25 protein-coding genes and 1 other annotated feature are annotated in these 25,873 nt (G+C 32.7%); of the genes, 15 read left to right on the forward strand and 10 right to left on the reverse strand.

Features of this window, described 5'->3' with window-relative positions:
- Positions 1–6 precede the first annotated feature (6 nt).
- Both trpS and CAB05_RS11480 read right to left on the reverse strand, forming a co-directional pair.
- Positions 7–1,002, reverse strand: a complete 996-nt coding sequence (gene trpS, locus CAB05_RS11475; protein WP_087999972.1) for a tryptophan--tRNA ligase — start codon at positions 1,000–1,002, stop codon at positions 7–9.
- A gap of 58 nt (positions 1,003–1,060) precedes the next feature.
- Positions 1,061–1,292 (reverse strand) — a binding site (T-box leader).
- A gap of 58 nt (positions 1,293–1,350) precedes the next feature.
- Entirely contained in the window at positions 1,351–1,725 is a 375-nt protein-coding gene (locus tag CAB05_RS11480; RefSeq protein ID WP_158093252.1) for a DUF3899 domain-containing protein, read from the reverse strand.
- A gap of 367 nt (positions 1,726–2,092) precedes the next feature.
- On the opposite strand from CAB05_RS11480, the gene CAB05_RS11485 reads away from it, so the two are divergent.
- The 5 genes from CAB05_RS11485 to CAB05_RS11505 all read left to right on the forward strand — a co-directional run bounded on the left by CAB05_RS11485 (position 2,093) and on the right by CAB05_RS11505 (position 7,035).
- Positions 2,093–2,698, forward strand: a complete 606-nt coding sequence (locus tag CAB05_RS11485) for a peptide ABC transporter substrate-binding protein (protein ID WP_087999974.1) — start codon at positions 2,093–2,095, stop codon at positions 2,696–2,698.
- A 389-nt stretch (positions 2,699–3,087) separates the two neighbouring features.
- Positions 3,088–4,017: an oligopeptide ABC transporter permease gene (gene opp3b / locus CAB05_RS11490; protein ID WP_142283088.1), complete on the forward strand. Its 930-nt coding sequence runs from the start codon at positions 3,088–3,090 to the stop codon at positions 4,015–4,017.
- The gene (opp3C, locus tag CAB05_RS11495; RefSeq protein ID WP_087999975.1) at positions 4,017–5,039 is read left to right on the forward strand and encodes an oligopeptide ABC transporter permease; all 1,023 of its coding nucleotides are present in this window, start codon (positions 4,017–4,019) and stop codon (positions 5,037–5,039) included. The genes opp3b and opp3C overlap by 1 nt, the downstream gene beginning before the upstream one ends.
- A 21-nt stretch (positions 5,040–5,060) precedes the next feature.
- Positions 5,061–6,110 (forward strand): ABC transporter ATP-binding protein, encoded by a 1,050-nt coding sequence (locus CAB05_RS11500; protein WP_087999976.1) that lies wholly within the window; start codon positions 5,061–5,063, stop codon positions 6,108–6,110.
- Entirely contained in the window at positions 6,100–7,035 is a 936-nt protein-coding gene (locus CAB05_RS11505) for an ABC transporter ATP-binding protein (RefSeq protein WP_087999977.1), read from the forward strand. Before CAB05_RS11500 ends, CAB05_RS11505 begins: the two co-directional genes overlap by 11 nt.
- 151 nt (positions 7,036–7,186) lie before the next feature.
- Here the strand turns inward: CAB05_RS11505 and CAB05_RS11510 are convergent, their stop codons facing one another.
- Positions 7,187–7,390 carry a hypothetical protein gene (locus CAB05_RS11510; RefSeq protein WP_087999978.1) on the reverse strand — a complete coding sequence of 68 codons (204 nt, stop codon included), beginning with the start codon at positions 7,388–7,390 and terminating at the stop codon, positions 7,187–7,189.
- 316 nt (positions 7,391–7,706) lie between these two features.
- On the opposite strand from CAB05_RS11510, the gene spxA reads away from it, so the two are divergent.
- On the forward strand, positions 7,707–8,105 hold the full coding sequence (gene spxA / locus CAB05_RS11515; protein WP_087999979.1) for a transcriptional regulator SpxA: 399 nt from the start codon (positions 7,707–7,709) through the stop codon (positions 8,103–8,105).
- A 142-nt stretch (positions 8,106–8,247) separates the two neighbouring features.
- Here spxA and CAB05_RS11520 read toward each other — a convergent pair whose 3' ends face one another.
- Positions 8,248–8,922 (reverse strand): TerC family protein, encoded by a 675-nt coding sequence (locus CAB05_RS11520; RefSeq protein ID WP_088000425.1) that lies wholly within the window; start codon positions 8,920–8,922, stop codon positions 8,248–8,250.
- A 329-nt stretch (positions 8,923–9,251) separates the two neighbouring features.
- Between CAB05_RS11520 and mecA the strand changes: the two genes are divergently transcribed.
- The 4 genes from mecA to pepF all read left to right on the forward strand — a co-directional run bounded on the left by mecA (position 9,252) and on the right by pepF (position 14,888).
- Positions 9,252–9,929 (forward strand): adaptor protein MecA, encoded by a 678-nt coding sequence (gene mecA / locus CAB05_RS11525; protein WP_087999980.1) that lies wholly within the window; start codon positions 9,252–9,254, stop codon positions 9,927–9,929.
- A 50-nt stretch (positions 9,930–9,979) separates the two neighbouring features.
- Positions 9,980–11,527 carry a cardiolipin synthase gene (cls, locus tag CAB05_RS11530; protein ID WP_087999981.1) on the forward strand — a complete coding sequence of 516 codons (1,548 nt, stop codon included), beginning with the start codon at positions 9,980–9,982 and terminating at the stop codon, positions 11,525–11,527.
- Between the two features lie 293 nt (positions 11,528–11,820).
- The gene (locus CAB05_RS11535; RefSeq protein ID WP_087999982.1) at positions 11,821–13,035 is read left to right on the forward strand and encodes a competence protein CoiA; all 1,215 of its coding nucleotides are present in this window, start codon (positions 11,821–11,823) and stop codon (positions 13,033–13,035) included.
- Between the two features lie 29 nt (positions 13,036–13,064).
- Complete coding sequence (gene pepF, locus CAB05_RS11540; RefSeq protein ID WP_087999983.1) at positions 13,065–14,888, forward strand: oligoendopeptidase F; 1,824 nt, start codon at positions 13,065–13,067, stop codon at positions 14,886–14,888.
- A gap of 240 nt (positions 14,889–15,128) precedes the next feature.
- Here the strand turns inward: pepF and CAB05_RS11545 are convergent, their stop codons facing one another.
- The 3 genes from CAB05_RS11545 to CAB05_RS11555 all read right to left on the reverse strand — a co-directional run bounded on the left by CAB05_RS11545 (position 15,129) and on the right by CAB05_RS11555 (position 17,509).
- Positions 15,129–16,016, reverse strand: coding sequence for a DsbA family protein (locus CAB05_RS11545; RefSeq protein WP_158093253.1), 888 nt, complete (start codon positions 16,014–16,016; stop codon positions 15,129–15,131).
- A 219-nt stretch (positions 16,017–16,235) separates the two neighbouring features.
- The gene (locus tag CAB05_RS11550) at positions 16,236–16,916 is read right to left on the reverse strand and encodes a lytic transglycosylase domain-containing protein (protein WP_087999985.1); all 681 of its coding nucleotides are present in this window, start codon (positions 16,914–16,916) and stop codon (positions 16,236–16,238) included.
- Positions 16,917–16,918: 2 nt separating this feature from the next.
- A complete protein-coding gene (locus CAB05_RS11555) occupies positions 16,919–17,509 on the reverse strand; it encodes a CYTH domain-containing protein (protein WP_087999986.1) in 591 nt (196 codons plus the stop codon).
- A gap of 131 nt (positions 17,510–17,640) precedes the next feature.
- Between CAB05_RS11555 and CAB05_RS11560 the strand changes: the two genes are divergently transcribed.
- Genes CAB05_RS11560 through CAB05_RS11575 form a run of 4 tightly spaced genes read left to right on the forward strand, consistent with a single transcriptional unit; the run spans position 17,641 to position 20,412 of the window.
- Positions 17,641–18,024 (forward strand): UPF0738 family protein, encoded by a 384-nt coding sequence (locus CAB05_RS11560; protein WP_087999987.1) that lies wholly within the window; start codon positions 17,641–17,643, stop codon positions 18,022–18,024.
- A 15-nt stretch (positions 18,025–18,039) separates the two neighbouring features.
- Complete coding sequence (yjbM, locus tag CAB05_RS11565) at positions 18,040–18,663, forward strand: GTP diphosphokinase (RefSeq protein WP_087999988.1); 624 nt, start codon at positions 18,040–18,042, stop codon at positions 18,661–18,663.
- A gap of 15 nt (positions 18,664–18,678) precedes the next feature.
- Positions 18,679–19,473, forward strand: coding sequence for an NAD kinase (locus tag CAB05_RS11570; RefSeq protein ID WP_087999989.1), 795 nt, complete (start codon positions 18,679–18,681; stop codon positions 19,471–19,473).
- A 12-nt stretch (positions 19,474–19,485) separates the two neighbouring features.
- Positions 19,486–20,412, forward strand: a complete 927-nt coding sequence (locus tag CAB05_RS11575; RefSeq protein ID WP_087999990.1) for an RluA family pseudouridine synthase — start codon at positions 19,486–19,488, stop codon at positions 20,410–20,412.
- Between the two features lie 165 nt (positions 20,413–20,577).
- Here the strand turns inward: CAB05_RS11575 and prpE are convergent, their stop codons facing one another.
- Entirely contained in the window at positions 20,578–21,324 is a 747-nt protein-coding gene (prpE, locus tag CAB05_RS11580) for a bis(5'-nucleosyl)-tetraphosphatase PrpE (protein ID WP_087999991.1), read from the reverse strand.
- Positions 21,325–22,424: 1,100 nt separating this feature from the next.
- Entirely contained in the window at positions 22,425–23,588 is a 1,164-nt protein-coding gene (locus CAB05_RS11585; protein ID WP_087999992.1) for an FtsW/RodA/SpoVE family cell cycle protein, read from the reverse strand.
- A 249-nt stretch (positions 23,589–23,837) separates the two neighbouring features.
- Between CAB05_RS11585 and fabI the strand changes: the two genes are divergently transcribed.
- Positions 23,838–24,608 (forward strand): enoyl-ACP reductase FabI, encoded by a 771-nt coding sequence (fabI, locus tag CAB05_RS11590; protein WP_087999993.1) that lies wholly within the window; start codon positions 23,838–23,840, stop codon positions 24,606–24,608.
- Positions 24,609–24,745: 137 nt separating this feature from the next.
- Here the strand turns inward: fabI and CAB05_RS11595 are convergent, their stop codons facing one another.
- Positions 24,746–25,411 carry a YwrJ family protein gene (locus CAB05_RS11595; protein ID WP_087999994.1) on the reverse strand — a complete coding sequence of 222 codons (666 nt, stop codon included), beginning with the start codon at positions 25,409–25,411 and terminating at the stop codon, positions 24,746–24,748.
- Positions 25,412–25,873: the final 462 nt, after the last annotated feature.

Below are 25,873 nucleotides of genomic sequence, written 5' to 3' on the forward strand. Positions count from 1 at the left end.
TGCACATTATTTTCTTTTTCTACCTAGACCCATTGCGTTTTCCATTTTTTTAATCATTTTACTTGCAACATGATTAGCTTTAGAAGCGCCATTATCTAAGATTTCTTCTAATTCAGTTGAATTAATAATTTCTTTATAACGTTCTTGTAGTGGTTTTAAACCTGCTACGACAACGTCTGCAACGTCTTGTTTAAATTCACCATAATTCTTTCCGACATATTTATTCTCTAATTCTGAGATTGATTCGCCAGTAAATGCGGAGTAAATGCTTAATAAGTTTGAGATTCCAGGTTTATTTTCTTTATCGTATTTCACGATACCCTCTGAATCTGTCACTGCACTTTTAATTTTCTTTTCAATTACCTTAGGTTCATCTAATACAAAAATTGTTGCCTTTTGATTTTCATCCGATTTACTCATTTTTTTAGTTGGATCAGCAAGACTCATGATTCTGGCTGCATCTTTACTAATTCTTACTTCAGGTATTGTGAAAATATCATTGTATTTCTTGTTAAATCGTTCAGCAAGGTCTCTTGTTAGCTCTAAATGTTGTTTTTGATCATCTCCTACAGGAACCAAATGCGTTCCATATAAAAGAATATCTGCTGCCATTAATGGTGGGTATGTTAATAAAGCTGCTGATACGCCTTCTTTACCGGATGATTTGTCTTTAAATTGCGTCATGCGTTCTAATTCGCCGATGTAGGAAATACACTGCATCATCCAACCAGCTTGTGCGTGTGCAGGTACTTCAGATTGAATAAAGATAGTAGATTTTTCAGGATCTAAACCAGCAGCAACGTAAATTGCTGATAGACTTTGTATGTTTTTTCGAAGAGCTAATCTGTCTTGAGGAACAGTTATTGCATGTTGATCGACAATACAGAAATAGCAGTTATAGTCATTTTGTAATTCGATAAACTGTTTTACTGCTCCTAAATAATTACCTAATGTAATACCACCACTTGATGTAGGTTGAATACCACTAAAAATTGTTTGCACGTTAATTTACCTCCTATTTGCCTTGAAAAAATAAAAAAGCGGCATAATCTCTCTATTAAATAGAGACGATTATACCGCGGTACCACTCTAGTTATTCCAAATCAGGGAATCACTCACGCATGAAGTCATGCTCTCTTTTATCGTTAGAGTTACGTCGAAGCCTACTTTTGTTAAACTGTTCGGTTCGAAGCTCGGAAGTCCATTCCATCAGATTACATGGCTTGTTTACACCAACCACAAGCTCTCTATACATGCAAATTCTGTGTACTACTCTTCGTCATAGCAATACTATTCTTTCTATTGATAATATCTTAATTATATTCAATTTTCAAGACGTTGATACATTGATTAAGAAATAATAATGAAAGTGAATGCAACAGATAAAACGATTAATGTAATAGCTGCCATTAATAAGGGTTTAGTAGAAGTAAATGAATAACGTCTATATAACATCTCTTTCTTTACAGCTAATGTTTCGTCACCAGTCATTTTGGCAATTTTTTCTTCTCTTAAGCCAAATACTTTTCTAATCCCATATCGAGTAATGTTGAAAAAACCGCTTTGTACAATAAGTAGAAAACCACCTATTACAAATAATGTTAGTCCAATATAGAAAATAATGTTTGTCAAATGAAGGAAAAAATCTGCTGTTCCTTGAATGAAAGTTAGGATTATCGCTAAAATAATCGATGAAAATAGTGATAAAATATAGTGTTTGGACATGTTTGTTACTGCTCCTCCTTCAAATAGAAAAAAATATTGTACGCTGTATATTGTTATATTATAATAATATTGTAAGCCATTACAAATTAACTTTACAATAAAATAATAAATAGTTAACATTTTTATGAGAATTCAGCTAATTTTAACAAATTATTAAATTTTGTTTGTCAAAATTGTTGTAAAAATCAATTAAAAATGTATAATAAAATTTGTAGAAAATAATCGATACTTATCGAAAATTCTACTACAAAATGTCAGAATTGTATATTAATTGCTTACAATATAAACCAACATGGAATAGCACCTAGGAGGTTTACAGCATGAGCCATAAGAGTAAAATTGAACAAATGCAATTTCATTTGAAGTTATGACAAATGTAATGGAAGGATTATATAGATTAGATAAAAATGATCAACCAATAGATGGAGTGGCCGAACAATATGAGGTAAGTAAGGACGGTAAAACCTGTACTTTTCATATACGTGATAATGCCAAATGGTCTACTGGTGATTTAGTGTCTGTAAAAGATTTTGAATATTCTTTGAAAAAATCTATTGACCCAGAACACGGTTCGGAATACGCTTACATTATGTGCGATTTTAAAAATGCTGAAGCAATTAATCTAAAGAAAATACCTAGTGATCAACTAGGTGTTAAAGCAATTGATGACAAAACGTTACAAGTACAGTTAGAAAGTCCAGTACCTTATATCTTAAATCTTGTTACTTTCCCAACTTTTTACCCGCAAAATGAAAAGTTTATCGAGGAACAAGGTGAAAAATATGCATTAGAAGCCAATAAAGGAACTTACAATGGGCCATTTTCATTAAGTAAATGGAAACACGATGTAAGTTTTAAGTTGACTAAAAATGTTCAATTTTGGGATAAAAGTACTGTTAAGTTAAAAGAGCTTTACTACAATATCGTAAAAGATATCCATGCAGCAGTAAACTTATACGAAACAGGTAAATAAGATGGTTCAAATTTAACCTCCGAGTTAATAGAAAAATATAAAGACTCTAATGAGCTTAAACATGAAAACACAACTACTCTATTCTTTATCCGCTTTAATGAAAAGGTTAGAGAATTACCGAGTTCGAAAGTATGTGCAGCATAATGGAAGACCGACCATGCAATTGCTCTAATTGATCAAAAAGGACGGGCGTTTGTAGAATATGTGAATGGAATTGTAAAGCACCAGTAGGTGGAGATTACACATATTAATGGGTCGAATTTAAGTAGTCATGTTTTAAATGAAAGAAGTAGTTCTGGAGAGTATATGGTAAGTCCGCATATTCTCCTTTTATAGAAAGAATTGTCAAAAAAAACAAAACTTTTTAAAATTTACAAGGGGGTGCTGTTGTGGGACGTTACGTGCTACAAAGATTTATTTACATGTTTGTCACACTATTTTTAATTTGTACTGTTACATTTTTCTTGATGAAGTTATTACCAGGTTCTCCTTTACGAAATGCGGAGAAACTTACACCTGAGCAAAAGCAAATCATTTTTCATAAGTATGGGCTAGATAAGCCAGTACCAGTTCAATATGCGAACTATATGAAAAATCTAGCAAAAGGTGATTTAGGAGTTTCATATAAATACGACAATCGTCCAGTAACAGATATGATTGTTGGTCGTATTGGTCCTTCTGCTCAATTAGGAGCACAAGCATTATTATTAGGTACATTTATGGGATTAATTTTTGGAATTATCGCAGCACTTAAAAATAATACAATTTATGATTATAGTGCTACCGTTCTAGCTGTTATAGGAATATCAATTCCATCATTCGTATTTGGGGCAATTCTACAGTTATATCTAGCAGTAAAATTCCCAATCTTCCCAGTAGCATATTGGGAAAGCTTTGCACATACGATCTTGCCGACAATTGCATTGTCAGTATTCGTAACAGCAAACGTTGCTCGATTCTCTAGAACTGAGTTAATCGAGGTTATGAACTCTGAATATATCGTAACTGCGAAAGCAAAAGGTATTTCAAAAGTAGGAGTTATCATCAAACACGCATTACGTAATGCATTGATTCCAGTTGTAACAATTTTAGGGCCAATGGCTGTAAACTTAATGACTGGTACATTAGTTATCGAAAATATGTATGCTGTACCTGGACTAGGTTCTCAATTTGTTAACTCAATCGTAACAAATGACTACACAGTTATCATGGGTACTACCATCTTCTATAGTGCTTTATTATTATTAGTTATTTTCTTAGTAGATATTTTATACGGTGTTATTGATCCACGAATTCGTTTAGCGGGAGGTAATAAATAATGAGTAACAACACAGCAAAAAAAATACCATCAGATTTATTCCAACCTGCCGAATTGGATTTAATGAATGCTGAAAAAATTTCTAGACCTTCTGACTCATTTTGGAAGGATGCTAGAAGACGTTTCCTTAAAAACAAAGGTGCAATGTTAGGATTTACGATTTTAGGTATCTTACTAATTTTCGTATTATTTGGGCCAATGATGAGTGGTCACAAATATGATGATCAAGATTTAAAAAGAGCGAAATTACCACCAAAAATTGGTGTATTAGAAAATGTTAAATTCTTACCATTTGATGGCGTTGACCAATATGGTATTGACCAATATGAGAAGAAAAAGGTTACTGAGAACTTCTGGTTTGGTACAGATGATCTAGGTCGTGATATCTTTACTAGAACATGGGCTGGTGCTCGAGTTTCAATCTTAATCGGTTTATTAGCAGCTACAATTGATATGTTAATTGGTGTAACATTCGGTGGTATTTCTGGATTCTACGGTGGTAGAGTCGATACGATTATGCAACGTTTTGCTGAAATCCTAATGGGTATTCCATATTTAATCGTAGTTATCTTGTTTATCTTAATTTTCAAAAACCCTGGTATTCTTTCAATCGCTTTAGCGATGGTTATAACCGGTTGGGTAAGTATGTCGCGTATTGTACGTGGTCAAATGTTAAAATTAAAAAATCAAGAATTCGTATTAGCATCTAGAACATTAGGTGCAACAAATGCAAGCTTAATTGGAAAACATTTAATCCCTAATATTATGGGTCCAATCATCGTAATGATGATGTTCACTATTCCAAGTGCGATCTTTGCTGAAGCATTCCTTAGCTTCATCGGTCTAGGAATTGCTCCACCAAAAGCATCATTAGGTTCATTAGTTAGTGACGGATTTAAGTCTTTACAAACTTTCCCTCATATGATGATTATTCCGGCGATTGTAATCAGTTTACTAATTTTAAGTTTCAACTTAATTGCAGATGGATTACGCGACGCTTTAGATCCTAAAATGAGTAAATAAAGACTGGAAGGGGAATGAACGATGAGTAAATTATTAGAAGTAAAAGATCTATGTGTCTCCTTTTATACTCATGCTGGTGAAGTCCAAGCAGTGCGCGGAGTTTCATTTGATCTTAAAAAAGGTGAGACATTAGCAATCGTAGGTGAATCTGGTTCAGGTAAATCAGTTACATCAAAAGCTTTAATGGGGTTAATTCCAAACCCACCAGGTAAAATTAAATCAGGTGAAATTTTATTTGACGGAAAAGACCTGGCTAAACTTAGTGATAAAGAAATGCAAAATATTCGTGGTAAAGAAATTTCAATGATTTTCCAGGATCCAATGACATCATTAAATCCAACATTAACAATTGGATATCAGATCATGGAAGGTCTTCTTAAACACCAAAAGATGAGCAAAACTGAAGCGAAAAAAATTGCTTTAGAATTAATCAATCTTGTTGGTATTCCTAAAGCTGAAGAGCGTTTCAAACAATACCCTCACCAATTCTCTGGTGGTATGAGACAACGTGTTGTTATTGCGATGGCGTTAGCTTGTAATCCAAAATTATTAATTGCCGATGAGCCTACAACAGCTCTTGACGTTACAATTCAAGCTCAAATCTTAGAGCTTATGAAAGATATTCAAAGAAAAACTGATTCTGCAATTATCTTCATTACACATGATTTAGGTGTAGTAGCAAACGTTGCAGATAAAGTAGCGGTTATGTATGCAGGTAGAGTAGTTGAATTTGGAACTGTTGATGATGTGTTCTATAACCCTCAACACCCATATACTTGGGGACTTCTTGCTTCAATGCCAGATTTAGATAATGAACAAGGTCAGGAATTAGTAGCAATCCCTGGTACACCACCAGATCTATTAAATCCACCTAAAGGTGATGCGTTTGCACCTCGTAACCCAAATGCTTTAAAAATTGATTTTGAAATGGAACCTCCAATGTTCAAAGTGTCTGATACACATTACGCTGCTACATGGTTATTACATGAAGATGCACCAAAGGTATTACCACCTGAGGCTGTTCAGAAGCGTATCCGACGTATGAAAGAAGGTGAAGTAAATGTCAAATAAAGCAGATAAATTAGTTGAAGTTAAAAATTTAAAACAATATTTTAGTACAGGTAAAACAACTGTTAAAGCAATTGATGATGTTACATTTGACATTTATCGTGGTGAAACTTTTGGTTTAGTAGGTGAGTCAGGTTCTGGTAAATCTACAACTGGACGTGCAATCATTCGTTTATACAATGCGACAGACGGCCAAGTAATTTTCGACGGAGAAGATGTACATGGTAAGAAAAATCGTAAAGAGTTAAAGAAATTTAACCGTCGTATGCAAATGATTTTCCAAGACCCATACGCTTCATTAAATCCACGTATGAAAGTTGCAGATATCATTGCTGAAGGTATTGATATTCATGGCTTAGCTCGTAACAAAGAAGAGCGTATGAAAATGGTTTATGATTTACTTGAAACAGTTGGTTTAAATAAAGAACATGCTAACCGTTTCCCACACGAATTCTCAGGTGGTCAACGTCAACGTATTGGTATCGCTAGAGCACTAGCAGTACAACCGGACTTTATTATTGCCGATGAGCCAATTTCAGCTCTTGACGTTTCGATTCAAGCGCAGGTTGTTAACTTAATGAGAAAGTTACAACAAGAAAAAGGATTAACATATTTATTTATCGCCCACGATTTATCAATGGTTAAGTACATTAGTGATCGTATTGGTGTAATGTACCATGGGAAAATCGTTGAATTAGCAGATAGTGATGAATTATATAATCATCCAATGCACCCATATACAAAATCATTATTATCAGCGATTCCACTTCCGGATCCTGATTATGAGCGCAATCGTAAACGTATCGTTTATGATCCATCTCAACATGATTATACAAATGAAGAACCAAAGTTACGTGAAGTTCGTCCAGGACACTTCGTACTTTGTTCTGAAGCAGAATTTAAAAACTATCAACAACTTTATAAGTAATAAAGAAAAACCTAGTGAGTCTTCACTAGGTTTTTTGTTATACAAAAATTGTACATGTTTATAAACAAGAAATAGAATAAATGACGAGTTCGTCAGAAGTGCTAAAAATGGCAGAAAAAAAGGAATAAGATTGATCTTATTCCTCAGTTGGTCAATATGTTTTTTTGCGGAAATTTCCTTTGCCACCAACTTGTTTAAAATTGGCTGACATTTTGTTAGACATATCAACAAATTGGCTTTTTTTATTTCGGCCAAATATTTTTTCGCCTATAGCGTTTGTAAATACACCATTTAATGCAGTGATTCCAATCACTAATACTGCAACGATTGAAAGATCAATAAAATATTCGTACATTAGATGTGCCTCCTAAAAATGTAAGCGTTACTACTATTGTATTAGAAAGTGAAAGAATAATAAAGGGGTAATCGCGTTATTTAGTTTAATAATGAGTATATTAATAAGTTTTAAAATTTACTGAAAATTGTACACCTTTTGTATAAGTTTTTTTAAATTTTTTTACAAATTGGTCTATATTTCTAACGTACAATACGGTATAATGTGAACATATAGTGATAGATTAAACTTATTATAAATAACAAATTCTTATAAATAACATCATAATAACTATATAACTTTTTCATAAGGATAACATAGTTAGGGGGAGAGCAATATGGTAATTTTATATAATTCACCAAGTTGTACGTCTTGTCGTAAAGCTAAATTGTGGTTAGAAGAGAATCATATTCCATATAAAGAGAGAAACATCTTTTCAGAACCATTATCAATCAATGAAATTAAACAAATTTTACGCATGACTGAAAGTGGAACTGATGAAATTATTTCAACGAGATCTAAAATATTCCAAGAATTAAATGTAGATTTAGAAAGCCTTCCACTGCAAGATTTATATGAAATCATTCAAAAACATCCTGGTTTATTAAGAAGACCAATTATAATTGATGAAAAAAGATTACAAGTTGGTTATAACGAGGATGAAATTAGAAGATTTTTACCACGTTCAGTAAGAACATATCAATTACGAGAAGCTCAACGCTTAGTAAATGAGTAAAATTATAAACTGAATTGTGAAAAAAGATACAATTATTGATTTGCATTCTCAATCATATTGAACAAATATCTAGTCATAAAATAATAAAAAGCTGTAAAAAGTATCATTGATACTTTTTACAGCTTTATTTTTTTCACAATATTTAAGAAGGCTTTCTTCGATATCTTATAGAATTAAAATAAAAACCTATTAATAGAGTGATAAAAACGCAGAGGAGGCAAACGATTAATTCCAAATCGGTTCTTCCATTAATGTACTGATAAATAATCGGTTCCTCAATTAACATCTTACTTGCTGTAATAGCAAGTACTGATGCACCAACAAAGCTTAGAATTGGATAACGTTCTAATAACCAAAGAACAATCTTACTTCCCCAAATGATAATTGGAATTGAAATTGATAGTCCTAGAATAACAAGCGTTGGATTTCCATTGGAAGCTCCAGCAATTGCTAAAACATTATCAATACCCATCACTAAGTCCGCAAACACTATTGTTCGTACTGCATGGAAAACAGTATAGTTTTCTTTAACAGCTGACAAATTGTCGTCTTCTTGAATAATTAGCTTACATGCTATGTATAAAAGTAATATTCCGCCGATTAAATGAAGGAAAGGAACTTTTAAGACATAAATTGCTCCAACTGTTAATACAATTCGTAAAACGATTGCGGTAACACTACCAAAAATAATTGCGATATTACGCTGTTTTAAAGGCAGCTTCCTACACGCCAATGCGATAACAATCGCGTTATCTCCACCTAATACGATGTCAATCGTGACAATCATAAAGATGGACCATATGTACGGTAGATCAATCATGAATTCACCTCACTAAGTATTGTCTTTAAAACTGATTGTCCTAATAATAATAGGTATATGATGATTTTAAAAAAATAGGTGAATTTTATTTCCATAAATTGAATTCATATCATAAAATATAATTGTAGTTACTATTCGCATTTACTTTTTTTTCATGGTAAGATAGATAAAAATTTACCTTTTAGGCTAATTTTTTATCAATTGCTTAACTAAATTACTATTTCAATATTTTATATTTTCGTCATAAATACATGTACTTTAATGAATGTAATTATTCCATTTCGTCTAACGCAATTACTTGTTGTTCAATAAGGAGGGGGAAAACAATGGAAATAGAAAGAATCAATGAAAATACGTTTAAGTTCTCCATATCCTACTTAGACATTGAAGAAAGAGGATTCTCGAAGGATGAAGTCTGGTTAGATCGAGAAAGAAGTGAAGAACTTTTCTGGGAATTAATAGACGAAGCACATTTAACAGAGGAATTCATTGCTGGTGGCCCCCTATGGATCCAGGTACAGGCACTAGACAATGGTCTTGAAGTTGTCGTCACAAAAGCTGTAATTTCTAAAGATGGCAAAAAAGTTGAAGTTAATTTAGGTGAAGGTGAAAAGAATTTAGAAATACCTTTTCTAAATGTCGATGATGATGATGATGATACTGAAGATGATGAAGAAGATGACGATATATATGAAGTAATGGATGAAGAAGACTATGAACTCATTATGTACTTCAAAAGTTTAGAAGACTTTATCTCATTATCTCATGCAATTCAGCAAGAATCATTTGAAAGCTCATTATATTCACACCAAGGTAATTACTATCTACATGTGAAGTTTGACGATAGTGCTTACGATGAACTACAAATAGATTATTTATCATCAATGTTGCTTGAATACGGACATCGTTCCAAGGTAACTATACATGTATTAGAAGAATATGGTAAATTAATTCACCAAAGTACAGCAATACCACATTTTAAATCTATTTTTCCATTACTGTAATAGCCGATGCCTTAAGTATCGGTTTCTTTTCTTTTAAAAGGAGATTTTTTATGCAATTTAGACTAAAAATTTTAATATTTTTATCAATAGTACTATGCATATTATACTTTGCTTCTCCATCGATTAAGTTTATATGGCTAATGAATTTTGCTTTTTTTGAGAAGTCTACTGTATTTCGAACAATTAGTATTCTATTTTCATTAACCGCAATAGGTGTATCAATTATCATTTTCCTCGAGAATAGAAATCCTGCAAGAACTTTAACATGGATTGTCATTTTAGCGATTTTTCCTGTCATAGGTTTCTTCTTTTATTTACTTTTTGGACAAAACTATCAAAAAAAGAGAGTATACAGAAAAAAAGCAATTAATGATCAAAACGCTTCTGAATTATTAAGACAATCCAACAATCTAGAGGTAAAAGAATTCTTAGTTACTCATAAAAGATTGGAGTATTTAATAAATATTGCATCAAAGCAAAGTAATATACCAGTCACAATGAACACACAAACAAAAGTACTAACAAACGGAAGTGAAACATTTCCAAAAATAATCGAAGAACTCAAAAAAGCCAAACATCATATTCATATTGAATTCTATATTGTAAGAGATGATGATATTGGACAGAAAATAAAAGAAGTACTCATCGAAAAAGCAATGAATGGGGTCAAAGTTCGATTCCTATATGATGCAGTTGGAAGTTGGAAATTATCTAGAACATTCGTGAAAGATTTAAAAAAAGCTGGAGTTGAAATTTTAGCTTTTTCACCTGTGACAGTGCCGGTATTAAACGATACGATTAATTATCGTAATCACCGTAAGATTGTTGTGATTGATTCTAAAGTCGGTTTTGTCGGGGGATTAAATATCGGGGATGAATATTTAGGTAAGGATCAATATTTCGGTAAATGGAGAGACACTCATTTATATTTAAATGGTGAAGGTGTTAGGTCACTACAGTTTGTATTTTTACAAGATTGGTATTATATGACGAATGAGTTTATAGATGATCCTGAGTACTTTGAGATCCCAACCGAGAATATACAATCAACAGGGGCCATTCAACTAGTATCTGGTGGACCTGATCGAAAACAAGAAGTCATTAAAGATTTGTTTTTTGCGATGATTACAAGTGCAAGAGATAGCATTTTAATTGCTTCACCTTACTTTGTTCCTGATGACGATCTATTAACTGCTCTAAAAGTGGCTGCAAATGGTGGAGTGAAAGTAAAGATTTTGATGCCAGACAGACCAGATAAGAAAATTGTTTTCTATGCATCTCGTTCATACTTTCCAGAATTATTGGAAGCAGGTGTAGAGATTTATGAATATAAACAAGGCTTCTTACACAGTAAAATATTAATTGTGGATGGAGAAGTTGCATCTGTCGGTACAGCCAATATGGATATGAGAAGTTTTCATTTGAATTTTGAAGTTACAGCATTTTTATATTTAGAAGAAAGCATTAAGCACTTAGTAAAAGACTTCCAGCAAGATCTATTAGATTCTGCCCCGATTCTTTTAAATGAATTTAAGAAAAGACCAATTTATAAGAGAATAATGGAATCGTTATCAAGATTAATGGCACCATTACTTTAAAAAAACTATTACAAGATGAACTTTCATTTTGTGGTGGTTTTTTTATTTTTTCTAAAGGCTCTGTTAAAAAAGTATTTTGATTTCCATTTCATGTACTTCGCTTTCCATGGGGCTCGACTTGAGCCTCCCGGGTCCACACGATGTGAAATATATTGTCCAACGAAGTTCATCGCACGACTCTCGGAAAGCCAGCAATAAGTCCTTTATTTTAGCATATGAAAATTCGATTTTAGTGATTTTGCAGGAGGAATGAAATTAATGGGGGAACTATTTAAGTAGAAAGGGGCGATAGAATGATCAATGCACTTGATAAATTTGAGAATCAAATAAATTTATTTGAAATGAAAAGTAGTACTAGTTCATTCGAGATTAAAAAATTGGGACCATTTAAATGTCCGATCTGTAAAAAACAAGTCTTACTAAAGTTAGGAATGAAAAGAAGAGCCCATTTTGCTCATATTAGTGTATCTGAATGTAAAAATGCACGAAAAGAAAGTAAAGAGCACTATGATGGCAAATACGATCTTTATGAATACTTTAAAAGGATAGGAGGAAGGGTTTATATTGAAAAATATATTGATTCAATTCAACAGCGTCCAGACATTTTAGTAGAATTCAATAATTATGTAATTTGTATAGAATACCAATGTTCTATCATTCCATTACCACAAATCATTGATCGAACTAAGTCTTATCATGATATTTCTCTGAAAGTTTTATGGATTCTAGGCATGAACATGCATTTACCAAAATCTAAATTCACATATGCATTAAATTCGTTAGCAATTTATTGTTTAGGAAACTCCCAACATTCAACCCTCTGTTTTTACGATCCATCTAAAAGAATATTTGTGAAACTATCCTCACTAATAGCCTTTTCTCCAACTATATTTGTAGGTATGAAATCGAGTTGTAAAATTGAAAATTGTACTCCCACACAATTAATTTCTCAAGTGAAAATGGATAAAAATGATTTCGTCACCGCATGGTGTGCATTAAAAAAGAGTTATCGCAAAAAACAGCATTTATATTATAAGGGGAGCTTTTATCCACTCAAGGAACATTTATATACCCTTCAAATAGATTATTTACCAGCGGTTATTGGTGTACCTTTAGCGTGCAATTACTTATTAAATGAACATTGTATTGTATGGCAGGGGATATTATTTCTCAATTTTATCCATTCTAAAAAGATTGGTGAAATGGTTTTTGAAAAAGAAATAAGTGATTTTTTCTTTCAACAAATAGAAACAGGAATATGGAGAGTAAATGTAGTTAGTCATAAAGATATAAGTAATTTGGAGAACTGTGTAGAAAATTATATTCATTTTCTAGAGCAAATTGGAATCGTAAAACAGATAAAAAATGGTAAAATAATGAAGATAGCGGATGCTATTATTCCAAAATCATTCCAGCATGCCTTGGATGAAGACTGTCTGGCAGCAAGTACTGCATTTGAATTGCTGTTTCACACTTTAACTGATAATCAGACACTGGAATGTTATTAATACTAATAATAATTTTAGGGGGATTAGTCATGCTAGAACAAAAAGCAGTTAAAAAATTACCAACTAGAAATGAAGTTCCAGTAGATTTAACATGGAAATTAGAAGATATTTATGAAACAAATGAAAAATGGGAGGAAGAATACAAAAAAGTATTAGAATTAATTCCTACATTTTCTGAATTTAAAGGTAAGTTAGGTGAATCTTCATCAGTACTTTTAAATGCTTTAAAAAGACAAGATGAGATTTCATTCCTATTAGGAAAATTGTATACATACTCTCATATGCGTTATGACCAAGATACTACTAATTCAACTTTCCAAGCATTAGATGATCGTGCGAAAAACTTATATACAAAGGCTTCAAGTGCGATGTCATTCTTTGTACCGGAATTATTAACGATTAAAAATGAGACATTAAATTCATATTTAGAAGAAAATGAAGAATTAAAACTGTACAAGCATTCATTGGAAGAAATTTTAAAACAGAAGCCTCATGTTCTTTCTGCTGAAGAAGAAGACATTATGGCACAAGCTTCAGAAGTATTATCAGCATCTTCAAATACTTTTGGAATGTTAAATAACGCTGATTTAAAATTCCCAACAATTGAAAATGAAAACGGTGAAGAAGTAGAGATTACGCATGGCCGTTATATTCAGTTTTTAGAAAGTAGTAATCGTAAAGTACGTAAAGACGCTTTTGAAGCTGTTTATAACACTTATGATGCTTATAAAAACACATTCTCGAGTACTTTAGGTGGTTCTGTTAAAAAGAACAATTTTAACGCGAGAGTGAGAAAATATGATAATGCTCGTCATGCGGCATTAAGTAACAATGCAATTCCTGAAGTCGTTTATGATCAATTAGTATCGACTGTAAATGAGCACTTAGATTTATTACATCGATATGTAGCACTTCGTAAAAAGGCATTAAAATTAGATGAAATCCATATGTATGATCTATTTACGCCTTTAGTAGAAGAAGTGAAAATGGAAGTAACGTACGATGAAGCAAAGGATATTTTATTAAAAGCTTTAACGCCACTTGGCGATGAGTATATTGAAATATTAAAAGAAGCATACGAAAACCGTTGGGTAGACGTAGTAGAAAATAAAGGTAAACGTAGTGGTGCTTATTCTTCTGGTGCATATGGAACAAATCCATATATCCTAATGAACTGGCAAGATAATGTAAATAATTTATTTACTTTAGCACATGAGTTTGGACACTCTGTTCATAGTTATTACACAAGAAAGAATCAACCATATATCTATGGAGACTACTCAATTTTCGTAGCAGAAGTAGCATCTACTTGTAATGAAGCAATTTTAAATGATTATATGTTAAAAAATACAGAAGACCCAAAACAAAGACTATATTTACTAAATCACTATCTAGAAACGTTTAGAGGTACTGTATTCCGTCAAACAATGTTTGCTGAATATGAACACGCTATTCACCAATTAGCTCAAAATGGTGAGGCTTTAACACCTGATTTATTAACTGAGACATATTATGAGCTAAACAAGAAATATTTTGGTGATGAAATTGTAATCGATGAATTAATCGGTTTAGAGTGGAGCAGAATTCCACATTTCTATTACAACTATTATGTATATCAATATGCAACTGGATTTAGCGCAGCTACTGCCCTTTCAAAACAAATCTTAGAAGAAGGCGAACCTGCAGTTGAAAGATACTTAGGATTCTTAAAGTCAGGTAGCTCTGATTATCCAATTGAAGTATTGAAAAAAGCAGGAGTTGATATGACTTCTTCACAGCCGATTGTAGAGGCATTAAAAGTATTCGAAGAAATGTTAAATGAAATGGAAGAGTTATTGTTTAACCAAAAGTAAGTATATAGAAAATGGTGCAAAGTATTTGCACCATTTTTTTCTATATGGAATAGAATGTGTCTAAAATGTGAAATATTGTTCAAACGGTTGCCAAAAGGAATAATAAATTGTATTATTAGGGTGTGAATTACTTCACAAACACAAATACCCCTTTGTTGAACGTGAAAATTTCTCCCATCCCCTTGATGTTAATCTTAACATCAGAAAAAGGACCTAGCGAAAGCTAGGCCCTTTTTTCGTTTATACAATAGATTGAGAATCAAAATATTGATAATAGATATTTTCTTCTTGGACGATTTTCTTAACCTTTCGAAGTAGAATTAGTTTCTTTAATTCTAATTCGATTTGTTGATTCGTCTTTTCATATATTGTACTTAATTCATTGATCGTAACAAATGGTTGGAATTTGATAAACTCAAGTAAGTCTGGAAGATCTCTTTTAATTAACTTCTCCCTATGCATCAATTCTAAAATCTTTACATAGGTTTGATAGCTTTCAAAACCATTAATTTTTAAACCTTCTTCTTCAATGTTTTCATTAAAGAATACGACACTTGGAATTTCGGTAATATTCATCTCTTTTGTAACTTTAATATCACATTGAAAAGCCTTTATGGAGAGAGGACTATGTAAATCCTCGATAAATTCATTAATATCTATGTTAATTTCTCTTGCGCATTGTATAAGAACTTCTTTATCTGTAATATCATAATCCAATAAAAAGTAATACTCTTGTAATTTTTTTAGATAATTAACTCCAGCTATACGTCCTTGAAGTTCAGCAGCTTTAATAGCAATCGCTGAATAATAAGGATATAGCTCTTTATTATCAATCCATAAATGATCATCACAAAGGATATCAGATCTGCTCGCCGTTTTTTCCCAGACGAAAGAAAGATGGGAAGGGCGTTTTTCCAACAGCTTTTTTGTTGTATAATATCGATTTACTGGAACATAAGTAGATGAAAAATATTGACCATACTCTAAATGAAACTTTTTTAGAAGAGTACTAAAATCCCAGCACGGCTTACACAGTGGATCTATGAATACATACAATTCAATCGATTTTTTTGTACAAGTCTGCTTAGGATGTATGATTGATTCAGTTTTATATTGTTTGTCATTCATATATTTCACCCTTATTGCCATTCCTTTTATCAGTTCTATAACAGGACTGGAATTTGTTATCTAAGATATAACACCTATATTCTCTAATCGTATTGTAGCAACGGTACGTTAATATTTCAAATATGATGTACTATTATGTGTTATTCTTTATAGATTTAACAAAAAATCGATAAAAAAATAAAAAACCATATCAATCGATGATATGGTGTAGAATCCTATTTATGCAAAGTAAGACTCAGTTACTTTACGTACATAGTTTTGTGTTTCTTTAAATGGTGGAATCCCACCATATTTTTTTACATTTCCGCTACCAGCATTGTAAGCAGCCAAAGCAAGTTCCACATTGCCATTATATTGACGCAGATTAGCCTTTATCATTCGTGTGCCAGCTTCTATATTTTGTCTTGGGTCATATGGATTTGTAATTCCATATGCTTCAAAATTTAATGGCATGATTTGCATTAATCCTTTTGCACCTGCATGACTTGTCGCATTTGGATTATAATTTGATTCATGCTGGATTATTGAATGGACTAACTTTGGATCTACATCGTATTTCTTCGCCATTTCATTAATGATGTCATCCAACTGACTCTTCGTATAATCAGATTTACTATTAGTAGGTGAGATTACAGTAGAAAGTTGATTGATAACAGGCTGAACAGCTGTAGATATATTTTTACCCAATAACTGAACGACAGTTTCACCATAGCTTAATGTAGGTTGAGGTACATTAATGATTTGATTCAAATTACTAGAACTTGAACTAACATTATTTAATTCATTTGTAAATAATGAGCTAAATAATGAGTTGTTGCTATCCTGCTTTGATGATGATAACTGACTAACATTATTAAGTGCTTGAAGTTGAATTAACTTCTGGATGATACTTATATCCATTTTTATTTCTCTCCCATAAACCCTTGTTTAGCATTAAAAAAGCGTTTAATTTTATTTGAAGTTTTACGTTCTGGAATCTCATATTTACATAAAAGATTGATAAAATGTTTTTTACCAACTAATTCATCTGTTACTTCATATTCTAATTCATAATCCTCATGATTTAAATAAGTACTATGGTCTAAAACTAAGAGACCATTTTCATAAGGTAATTCTACTCGTCTTGTCGTTAAATCCCCTAATAAAGCTAAATTATCAATTTTGATATTTTCTTCAATAAGATACTCTTTTACTTCTCCATCAGGTATTTGACTAGTTTCGAGTATTTTCATTGCTTCACTTTCAGATAATTTTTGATGAATTTCTAAATGACCGATAGCTTGTCTAATTTTTAAAGTCAGTACAAAGGAATGGGACTTTTGTCGGATTCTAAGTGCTCCACCGCTATTTTTTAAAGTAAATGAAGGTGTTTCAAAATAATAGTTTGTTTGTTCAACGAACATTGACTCAGTAATATGAAATACATTTTGGAGTTTTGTAAATTCATCTTTTGTTAATAAATTTTTAAATTCGATTTCAATCTCTTTTGCCATAATAATCTCCTTATTATATGTAGAATTTTTTCTGCTGAACTCACCAGTCGTCTAATTTATATTTGATATGTTACAATAGATAATGTCAAAAATGAATAAAATACATACATTAAAAAGGTTGAGGATTTACGATGAGAAAAATGGTTCAAATTAATGAAATAACATTTAATAATGAAAATGCGATGATGTTAATAATTGAAAATCATACTTTAAATTTGGCTAATTGTCATGAGGTTGGTACGATGATTGCAGATTCTGACCAAAGTTCATTACTGTATATAATAGAAGAAAATGAAGAATTTGTATATGTTACTGTGCCAGTAGAGTATTGGCCTGAAATGAAAAAAGCTTATGATCTAAAAAGTGAAGTATTTTTACAAGTAGGCGAAGCGAAATTCCCACTTGAAAATTGGCAAAACGAATTAACTTTTTTAGTTCAAAATGTTGATGGTAATTTTAATTATGGAGAAGAATTTGTGAAGCAAATTCAAAGTGTATTTTTAGAAGAGAAGTAAGTTGGTGGTGATTATATGAATGGTCAATGGGAAAGTTTTTTAGCACCATATGAACAGGCAGTAAGTGAATTAAAAGTTAAATTAAAAGGGATTCGAAAGCAATTTGAAGAGTCTCATCAACATTCACCGATTGAATTTGTGACAGGCCGAGTCAAACCAATTCATAGTATTGTAAATAAGTCGATTCGAAAAGGAATTCCACTAGCAAAGCTAGAACATGAATTACAAGATATCGCTGGACTGCGAATGATGTGTCAGTTTGTTGAGGATATTAAAACTGTAGTAGAACTCCTGCGTACGCGAAAAGATTTTAAAATTATTGAAGAACGAGATTATATTACTAATAAAAAAGAGAGCGGTTATCGTTCATATCATGTAGTTGTCGAATATCCAGTTCAAACAATTGAAGGTGAAAAGAAAGTACTTGTAGAAATTCAAATACGTACACTAGCAATGAACTTTTGGGCAACAATTGAACATTCATTAAATTATAAATATAAAGGGCAATACCCTGCAAACATTCTCGAGCGATTACAAAGAGCAGCTGAAGCAGCATTTTTACTTGATGAAGAGATGTCGCTAATTAGGGGAGAAATACAAGAGGCACAAGCTGTATTCTCGAAAAAAAACGACCAATAAGGGAAGGACGAGAAAATGAAATTCGCAATTATGTCAAAGGGTGACCAAGAATCGAATAGTCATACTAAGCGCATGAAGGATTATTTGGAAAGTTTTAATTTTAAGTACGATGAGGTTGAACCAGAAATTGTTATTTCAATTGGTGGTGATGGTACATTACTACATGCATTTCATCAATATACACATCTACTTGATAAGGTTTCGTTTGTTGGTGTTCACACAGGGCATCTTGGATTTTATGCGGATTGGGTTCCATCCGAGGTAGAAAAATTAGTGATTGCGATCGCAAAAACACCTTTTCAAGTTGTAGAGTATCCTTTGTTGGAAGTCAATATTCGATACAATGATGGCAGGAAAGAATTGCGAACACTCGCTTTAAATGAATGTACTATTAAGGGACTTGAAGGTACTTTAGTAATTGATGTTGAAATAAAAGGTCAGCATTTTGAGACATTCAGAGGAGACGGACTTTGTATTTCCACACCATCTGGAAGTACGGCATATAATAAAGCCTTAGGTGGAGCGATTATTCATCCTTCAATCGAGGCGATTCAAATTGCAGAAATGGCATCCATTAATAATCGGGTATTTCGAACAATCGGTTCACCACTCGTTTTGCCAAAACACCATACATGTTTATTAAAACCTGTCCGTAAATCTAATTTCCAAATTACATTAGATCACAAAACGATCATACATCAAGATGTTAAATCGATTCAATGTAGGGTTGCCCATGAAAAAGTGCGTTTTGCTCGATTCCGACCATTTCCATTTTGGAAGCGTGTCGTCGATTCTTTTGTTAAAGAATAAAGGTGAATGAAAATGAAACAATTTCAATTAAAATGGGAAGTAAAAACAGAACATAATGGCTTGTTACTTAGAGAGTTTCTACATTTAATGGAACTCTCTAAACGAGCATTGACAGATATTAAATTTCAAGGTGGAAAAATCTTAGTTAATGATGAAGAAAAAACAGTTCGTACAATTGTAAAAGAACATGACATCGTAACGATCTTTTTTCCAATTGAAAAACCTAGTGAAGAGCTAATTCCACAAGCTGTTCCATTTGAAATTGTATATGAAGATGAAGCAATATTAGTTGTTAATAAACCTTTTGGGATATCCAGTATTCCATCAAGAGAACATCAAAATGGTACATTAGCAAATGGAATCCTTCATTATTACAAACAAATCGGATTACAATCAACTATCCATATTGTAACCCGTCTAGATAAGGATACATCGGGTTTAATGTTGATTGCTAAAAATCGGTACGTACATTATTTATTCTCAAAAAATGAATTAAAAGATGTAAATCGTAAATATAAGGCAATCGTTCATGGCGAAATGAAGGAAAGTACGGGCATTATAAATGCAAGGATTGCTAGGAAACGTGATAGTATTATTGAAAGAGAAGTGTCAGAAGAAGGACAAGAAGCGATAACATATTTTAAAGTCGTAGAAACGTTTAAAGATTTTTCGATTGTAGAATTACAATTGGAAACTGGTAGAACGCATCAAATTCGAGTTCATATGTCTTCTATAAACCATCCACTCATTGGGGATGATTTATACGGAGGATCTACTGTCACATTGAAAAGACAAGCTCTTCATAGCTATTACTTGTCATTCATACATCCTATTAACAAAGATGAAATGTCATTTGAAATAGTTCTACCTGAAGATTTAATAGATTGGCTAGATCAACAGAAACAAGAAAATGAGACAATAATAGATTGTCAACAGTAAAATTTGTCTAATGTTTGGATATTTCATTGACATTATTAGAATAATAGATTAACTTTATATTTGTAGTGTTTCTACCATGGGGATGGAAGAAACTAAAATATCTGAAGAGCGGGCGACGCTCTTACAGTAAAGTAGGTTCCGAAATGGTACCTACTTTTTGTTTTTCTATTCTTCATAAAAACTAAATTTTTCTTCGATTAATGGCATTGTAGAAGGGACTTGTGTAAATACATGTTCTGGATACGAATATGCTGTTAATTTACCTCCAAACACTGCACCCGTATCGATATTGATTGTATTATTTATCTCTCTTGGTTCCTTAATTGGAGTGTGACCGTATATAATTAGTGCCTTCCCTCGATAGTCCTTTGCCCAATCTTTTCGAACAGGCATACCGTTGGGGAGAACATCTCCATTTATATCTCCATAAAGCACAAAGGTTTTTACATTATTTGAATGCTTACCAATCATGTCTTCACGAATTCCAGCATGACTAACAACTAATTTTCCATCATCTAATACTTGATACAAAGGTGAGGATTCATACAGTTTAATAAATGAGTTTTTATAGTGTTGACGTTCTTTTCCTTTAAGTGATTCTAGTTCAGCAACTGTTGTTTCAAGTCCATGAAGAATTTTTACATTTCGACCTAAAAAGTAGCGGTAAAGCTTATTACAATGATTACCTGGTGAATAATGTGCTTTTTTGTATTTCATTACCAGATCGTATACAACTTTCATGACACCCAAAGAGTTAGGTCCTCTATCTGTTAAGTCTCCTACGAATACAAGTTTTCTTTCCTCGGGATGAAGTGGAACATCTTTTTCCCATTGATATCCTAATTTCTTTGTTAACTCAACAAATTCGTCATAACAGCCATGAATATCTCCAATTACATCATATTTACTCATTAAATCATTCCCTTTAAAAAATGCTTGAACCGTTTAATGGCCCAAGCAATGTAATTTTAAAAATAGTATATGCATTTATGTTTCGGTCATTCTGAATTAAGGCAACTAGAAGACTGTTAAAAAACAGACGGATTAAAAATCTGGGTATTCTGAAAAAATTATCTGACTTGATAAAGTGAGGTAATAAAAAGTATGCATTGGTTTCCACTTCAGGATGCTCGCTTTCCATGGGGCGGACGCAGAGCCTCCTCGTCACGTTCGCTCCTGTGGGGTCTCAGCTGTCCCGTATCTCCCATAGGAGTCACGCATCCTTCCGTTTCAATCTTTTTGTGATAATAAGCAGACTCTAAGCGATTTTTTTTTTGCTTTTAGTGTTTTATAAAGCAAGGGATTTCGATTTTTTAATTAAATTAGAAGATGCCTGTGTTCGTCAAATCCAAAAAAACATTCCTAGTCTTTGAATAGGTATTGATTAGGTTCTTTCATTTCCATATTTTTTTAAATAAAACTACAGTAATAACACTAAAATCTGAACCAATTTCGATAGCAACTTACTGGCAATTTAACTTATGATTCTTTCTTTTAGAAATATTAATCGAAAAAAGAGGACTAAATTTTGCGATTTAGTCCTCTAATTACTTATCTAATTATATTTCTGTCATCTTCTACGATCATATTAACCTCGTCTTATGCTTGTCGGGGCTAAACAGTCGCGTCCACATTTCTTGATGTCTAGTTCTGGCTCCTAGCCCCTCGAGGTCATAAGCCAAGGCCCAGTAAAGGTTAAAAAGCAACCTCCACTGGTCCTTGTCTTATGCTTGTCGGGGCTGAACAGTCGCCTCCACATTTCTTGATGTCTAGTTCCGGCTCCTAGCCCCTCGAGGTCATAAGCCAAGGCCCAGTAAAGGTTAAAAAGCAACCTCCACTGGTCCTTGTCTTATGCTTGTCGGGGCAAAACAGTCGCCTCCACATTTCTTGATGTCTAGTTCCGGCTCCTAGCCCCTCGAGGTCATAAGCCAAGGCCCAGTAAAGGTTAAAAAGCAACCTCCACTGGGCCTTGGCTTATGCATGTCGGGGCTGAACAGTCGCCTCCACATTTCTTAGTTAAACATATATTTATTTGTTCTTGATCTTACGTTTAGGATGAAGCCGATTGCTAGGAGGTTGGTTGCTAGTGAGCTTCCTCCGTAGCTGATGAAAGGTAGGGTAATACCTGTAATCGGTAGTAGTCCGATTGTCATCCCGATATTTTGGAAGATTTGGAAGGTGAACATTCCAACAACACCTGCGCAGATATAGCTTCCGAATTTGTCATTACTTTCTAATGCGATGTGGATCATTCGGTAGATCAGTAGGAAGAAGAATGAGATGACTACGCTGGCACCGATAAATCCATATTGTTCGCATATTACTGTGAAAATGAAATCTGTATGTGGTTCAGGGAAGTAAGCTTCTCCGTTATGGAACCCTTTACCTGTTAGCATACCTGAACCTGCAGCCATTAGAGCTTGTGTCAGTTGATAACCTTGAGTTGGATATTCATATGGTGCTAACCAGCCGTAGAAACGATTTAGTTGGTATTCCTGTAGTACGTGAGCTGTGAAAAATTCAAAATGGAATAAGAAAAGATAAACCATGAATGATCCTAGTGCAACCGTTAAACCAACTAAAGCAAGAATGTATCTCCAACGAATTCCAGAAACTAATATCATTGTAGCAATAATTGCACACATAACCATTGTGTTCCCTAAATCAGGTTCTTTTGCAATTAGTAATAATGGTGGTAATGATATCCCAATGATTTTAAATAGTAAAAATATATCTTCTTTTTTACCACGAACCGAGTACGTTTCATTATGTTTAGAGATAATTGTTCCAAGAATAATGATCATAAATATTTTCATTAATTCAGATGGTTGGAAATTCCCTACACCGGGAATACTGTACCATGCAGTTGCACCTTTAATTGTTAATGCACCTGGAACATTCAGTTCTAATCCAAGTAGTAAGAGTAAACCAACACCATACATATACCAAATAACATTTTTATAACGATCAAAGTCAATGATCATAATGACGGCAATTCCAACAAATCCAATGACATACCATTTAATTTGTTGAGCGGCAAAGTTTATACTTCTAAGATTTTCAGGAAGGCTCGGTTGTGCACTTGTAATTGCAAGATAACTTATCGCAGCAATAGAAAATAGGATAAAAAGTAATTTAAAGTCAATTTGAAAGGGAGATGTACGGTCTTCCTTCATGTCCTCACCTCTCTATAATATGTTTTATTAGTATGCATTTTAAATAGCATTTTTAAATGCCGACAATCATCATTATAATTTATTTTTGTTATTAAAGGAATTCAAAACTATGAACTCATGATAATTTCATCATTTATTTCTATAATCTTCAAAAAAACCGGTAGATAACTTTACTATTTCCAATTGAAAGTATTTATGCTACTATTTTAGTATCTACTACTAATAACTAATATTAAGGAGTGCGGATCTATGATTTCATTAAAAGGTAAAACATTTGTTGTAATGGGAGTTGCAAACTTCAGAAGTATTGCTTGGGGTATTGCACAGTCACTACATACGGCAGGAGCAAATTTAATTTTTACTTATGCAAATGAGAGACTTGAAAAAGGTGTTCGTGAACTAGCTGATAGTTTAGAAAATCCGAATACAATTCTTGTTCAGTGTGATGTAACAAGCGATGAAGATTTAGCTAAATGTTTCGCTTCAATTAAAGAACAAGTTGGTTCAATTCACGGTGTGGCTCATTGTATCGCTTTTGCTAACAAAGAAGATTTAAAAGGTGAATTTGTTGATACAAGTCGTGCTGGATATTTATTATCACAAGATGTTAGTGCGTATTCATTAGTTGCAGTTGCACGTGAAGCAAAAGCAGTTATGGCTGAAGGTGGAAGTATTGTAACGTTAACTTACTTAGGTGGAGAGCGCGTAATGCAAAATTACAATTTAATGGGCGTTTCAAAAGCTGCATTAGAAGCTTCTGTTCGTTATTTGGCAAATGACTTAGGTAAGTACAATATTCGTGTAAATTCAATTTCTGCTGGTCCTATTCGTACACTTTCAGCTAAAGGTGTAGGAGACTTTAATACAATCTTAAAAGAAATTGAAGAAAAAGCTCCGTTACGTAGAAACGTAACGCAAGAAGAAGTTGGAGATTCTGCTGTATTCTTATTCAGTGATTTATCAAGAGGTATTACTGGTGAGAACCTTCACGTTGACTCTGGCTATCATATCATGGGATAAATGTCTGAATCTCTTGGTTTTATTCTTTGACTATAAACAGAAAGGTGCCTTATTGTGTTATCACAAAAAAGGCACCTTTTTATATTTGTTGAAGAAAATTGATTTGTCCATATAATTTATCTCGATGATCCTTTTTATTATGGAATGAAGATTGATTTTAAGTGACGGAGACCGACTAATATAATCTCACCCTTCGAGGTAATTAACTGAATGAAGTTTGAATCAATTGAATCTAATTTACCTATATATTCATTTCGTTCTCCACTATTGATAACAACCAATTCACCATTTAATTTGTTTAATTGGACATCTAAAGTTCTTGCTAAAGGTATATTGGAAGGGTTTACTGGAAGCAAGTTATTGCTTAGCGTATACGGGGTTTGCTCTGTAAGGTATGGAATTAGCCATTTTAGGTGTTGAAGTGATATATACATTACTTTATAAACAGGTGAGTAAAATACAAAGTAATTATTCATGATTGTTGTGATGTAACCATGAAAAGAATGAGAATTTGTAACTTTTATTTCTACAAATATCCCTTTAGCAGCTGTTAATACTTTTCTAAGCGATAATTCGTCTTTTTCATGCTCTAACTCTTGTAGTGAAGGGACCGTACCATATGACTCCTTATTCAAACTCTCACTTACATTTTGAATGTGAAGAAGGGGGATATAAAGAAAATTCTCGCCATTGAACAGGACTAATAAGTCATTTCCTACTTCTAATAAAATGCCTTCTACAATGTTTTTACCGGAAACTTCAATCGTAACTTGCATGTTGAGAAAATGTTTAAAGCTTGCCATTATTTTCTCCTTTCTTGAAAGATAAACCGTAAGAATCATTCATTTGTTTCTTATTTGAAGATTGATTTTCTCAAGTTTTATAGTGAACTGTGTTTGCTTTAAAATATGGCTTTGTGAAAAGTGAATGTTCTCATGCTTAGTTTTCGTAGAGGGCGCGCGGTAAGCCCCTTTGGTGCACAGATGCGCCTTTAGGGGAATCACGTGTCCCGCTACTGCCATATGAGTCTCGAACTTTCTACATTAAATAACTTGTTTTCCACCTAAGCCTGTCTAAACACAGCAATTTTTAAAAAAGTTTTCATTACATATCAACAAGAATCATTGATTAAGCATAAAATAAACAAAGTATGACATATTAAATGACTTAGTCATTTTAGTGCCTGTCTGAAATGAAAGATTAGTAATGATTGATCATCATTTCCTATTGTTTATTTTGAAGTAATCTTCATCATTTTTATTAAT

This window comes from Gottfriedia solisilvae (assembly GCF_002128405.1).
Taxonomy (GTDB): Bacteria; Bacillota; Bacilli; order Bacillales; family Bacillaceae_G; genus Gottfriedia; species Gottfriedia solisilvae.

Coding starts and splice junctions, on each gene's coding strand:
- CAB05_RS11500 (WP_087999976.1), top strand. CDS start 5,061: ATGAGTAAATTATTAGAAGTAAAAGATCTATGTGTCTCCTTTTATACT.
- CAB05_RS11505 (WP_087999977.1), top strand. CDS start 6,100: ATGTCAAATAAAGCAGATAAATTAGTTGAAGTTAAAAATTTAAAACAA.
- pepF (WP_087999983.1), top strand. CDS start 13,065: ATGCTAGAACAAAAAGCAGTTAAAAAATTACCAACTAGAAATGAAGTT.
- yjbM (WP_087999988.1), top strand. CDS start 18,040: ATGAATGGTCAATGGGAAAGTTTTTTAGCACCATATGAACAGGCAGTA.
- CAB05_RS11585 (WP_087999992.1), bottom strand. CDS start 23,588: ATGAAGGAAGACCGTACATCTCCCTTTCAAATTGACTTTAAATTACTT.
- mecA (WP_087999980.1), top strand. CDS start 9,252: ATGGAAATAGAAAGAATCAATGAAAATACGTTTAAGTTCTCCATATCC.
- cls (WP_087999981.1), top strand. CDS start 9,980: ATGCAATTTAGACTAAAAATTTTAATATTTTTATCAATAGTACTATGC.
- CAB05_RS11485 (WP_087999974.1), top strand. CDS start 2,093: ATGACAAATGTAATGGAAGGATTATATAGATTAGATAAAAATGATCAA.
- CAB05_RS11570 (WP_087999989.1), top strand. CDS start 18,679: ATGAAATTCGCAATTATGTCAAAGGGTGACCAAGAATCGAATAGTCAT.
- CAB05_RS11555 (WP_087999986.1), bottom strand. CDS start 17,509: ATGGCAAAAGAGATTGAAATCGAATTTAAAAATTTATTAACAAAAGAT.
- prpE (WP_087999991.1), bottom strand. CDS start 21,324: ATGAGTAAATATGATGTAATTGGAGATATTCATGGCTGTTATGACGAA.
- fabI (WP_087999993.1), top strand. CDS start 23,838: ATGATTTCATTAAAAGGTAAAACATTTGTTGTAATGGGAGTTGCAAAC.
- opp3C (WP_087999975.1), top strand. CDS start 4,017: ATGAGTAACAACACAGCAAAAAAAATACCATCAGATTTATTCCAACCT.
- CAB05_RS11550 (WP_087999985.1), bottom strand. CDS start 16,916: ATGGATATAAGTATCATCCAGAAGTTAATTCAACTTCAAGCACTTAAT.
- CAB05_RS11545 (WP_158093253.1), bottom strand. CDS start 16,016: ATGAATGACAAACAATATAAAACTGAATCAATCATACATCCTAAGCAG.
- CAB05_RS11535 (WP_087999982.1), top strand. CDS start 11,821: ATGATCAATGCACTTGATAAATTTGAGAATCAAATAAATTTATTTGAA.
- CAB05_RS11595 (WP_087999994.1), bottom strand. CDS start 25,411: ATGGCAAGCTTTAAACATTTTCTCAACATGCAAGTTACGATTGAAGTT.
- CAB05_RS11480 (WP_158093252.1), bottom strand. CDS start 1,725: ATGTCCAAACACTATATTTTATCACTATTTTCATCGATTATTTTAGCG.
- CAB05_RS11575 (WP_087999990.1), top strand. CDS start 19,486: ATGAAACAATTTCAATTAAAATGGGAAGTAAAAACAGAACATAATGGC.
- CAB05_RS11510 (WP_087999978.1), bottom strand. CDS start 7,390: ATGTACGAATATTTTATTGATCTTTCAATCGTTGCAGTATTAGTGATT.
- spxA (WP_087999979.1), top strand. CDS start 7,707: ATGGTAATTTTATATAATTCACCAAGTTGTACGTCTTGTCGTAAAGCT.
- CAB05_RS11560 (WP_087999987.1), top strand. CDS start 17,641: ATGAGAAAAATGGTTCAAATTAATGAAATAACATTTAATAATGAAAAT.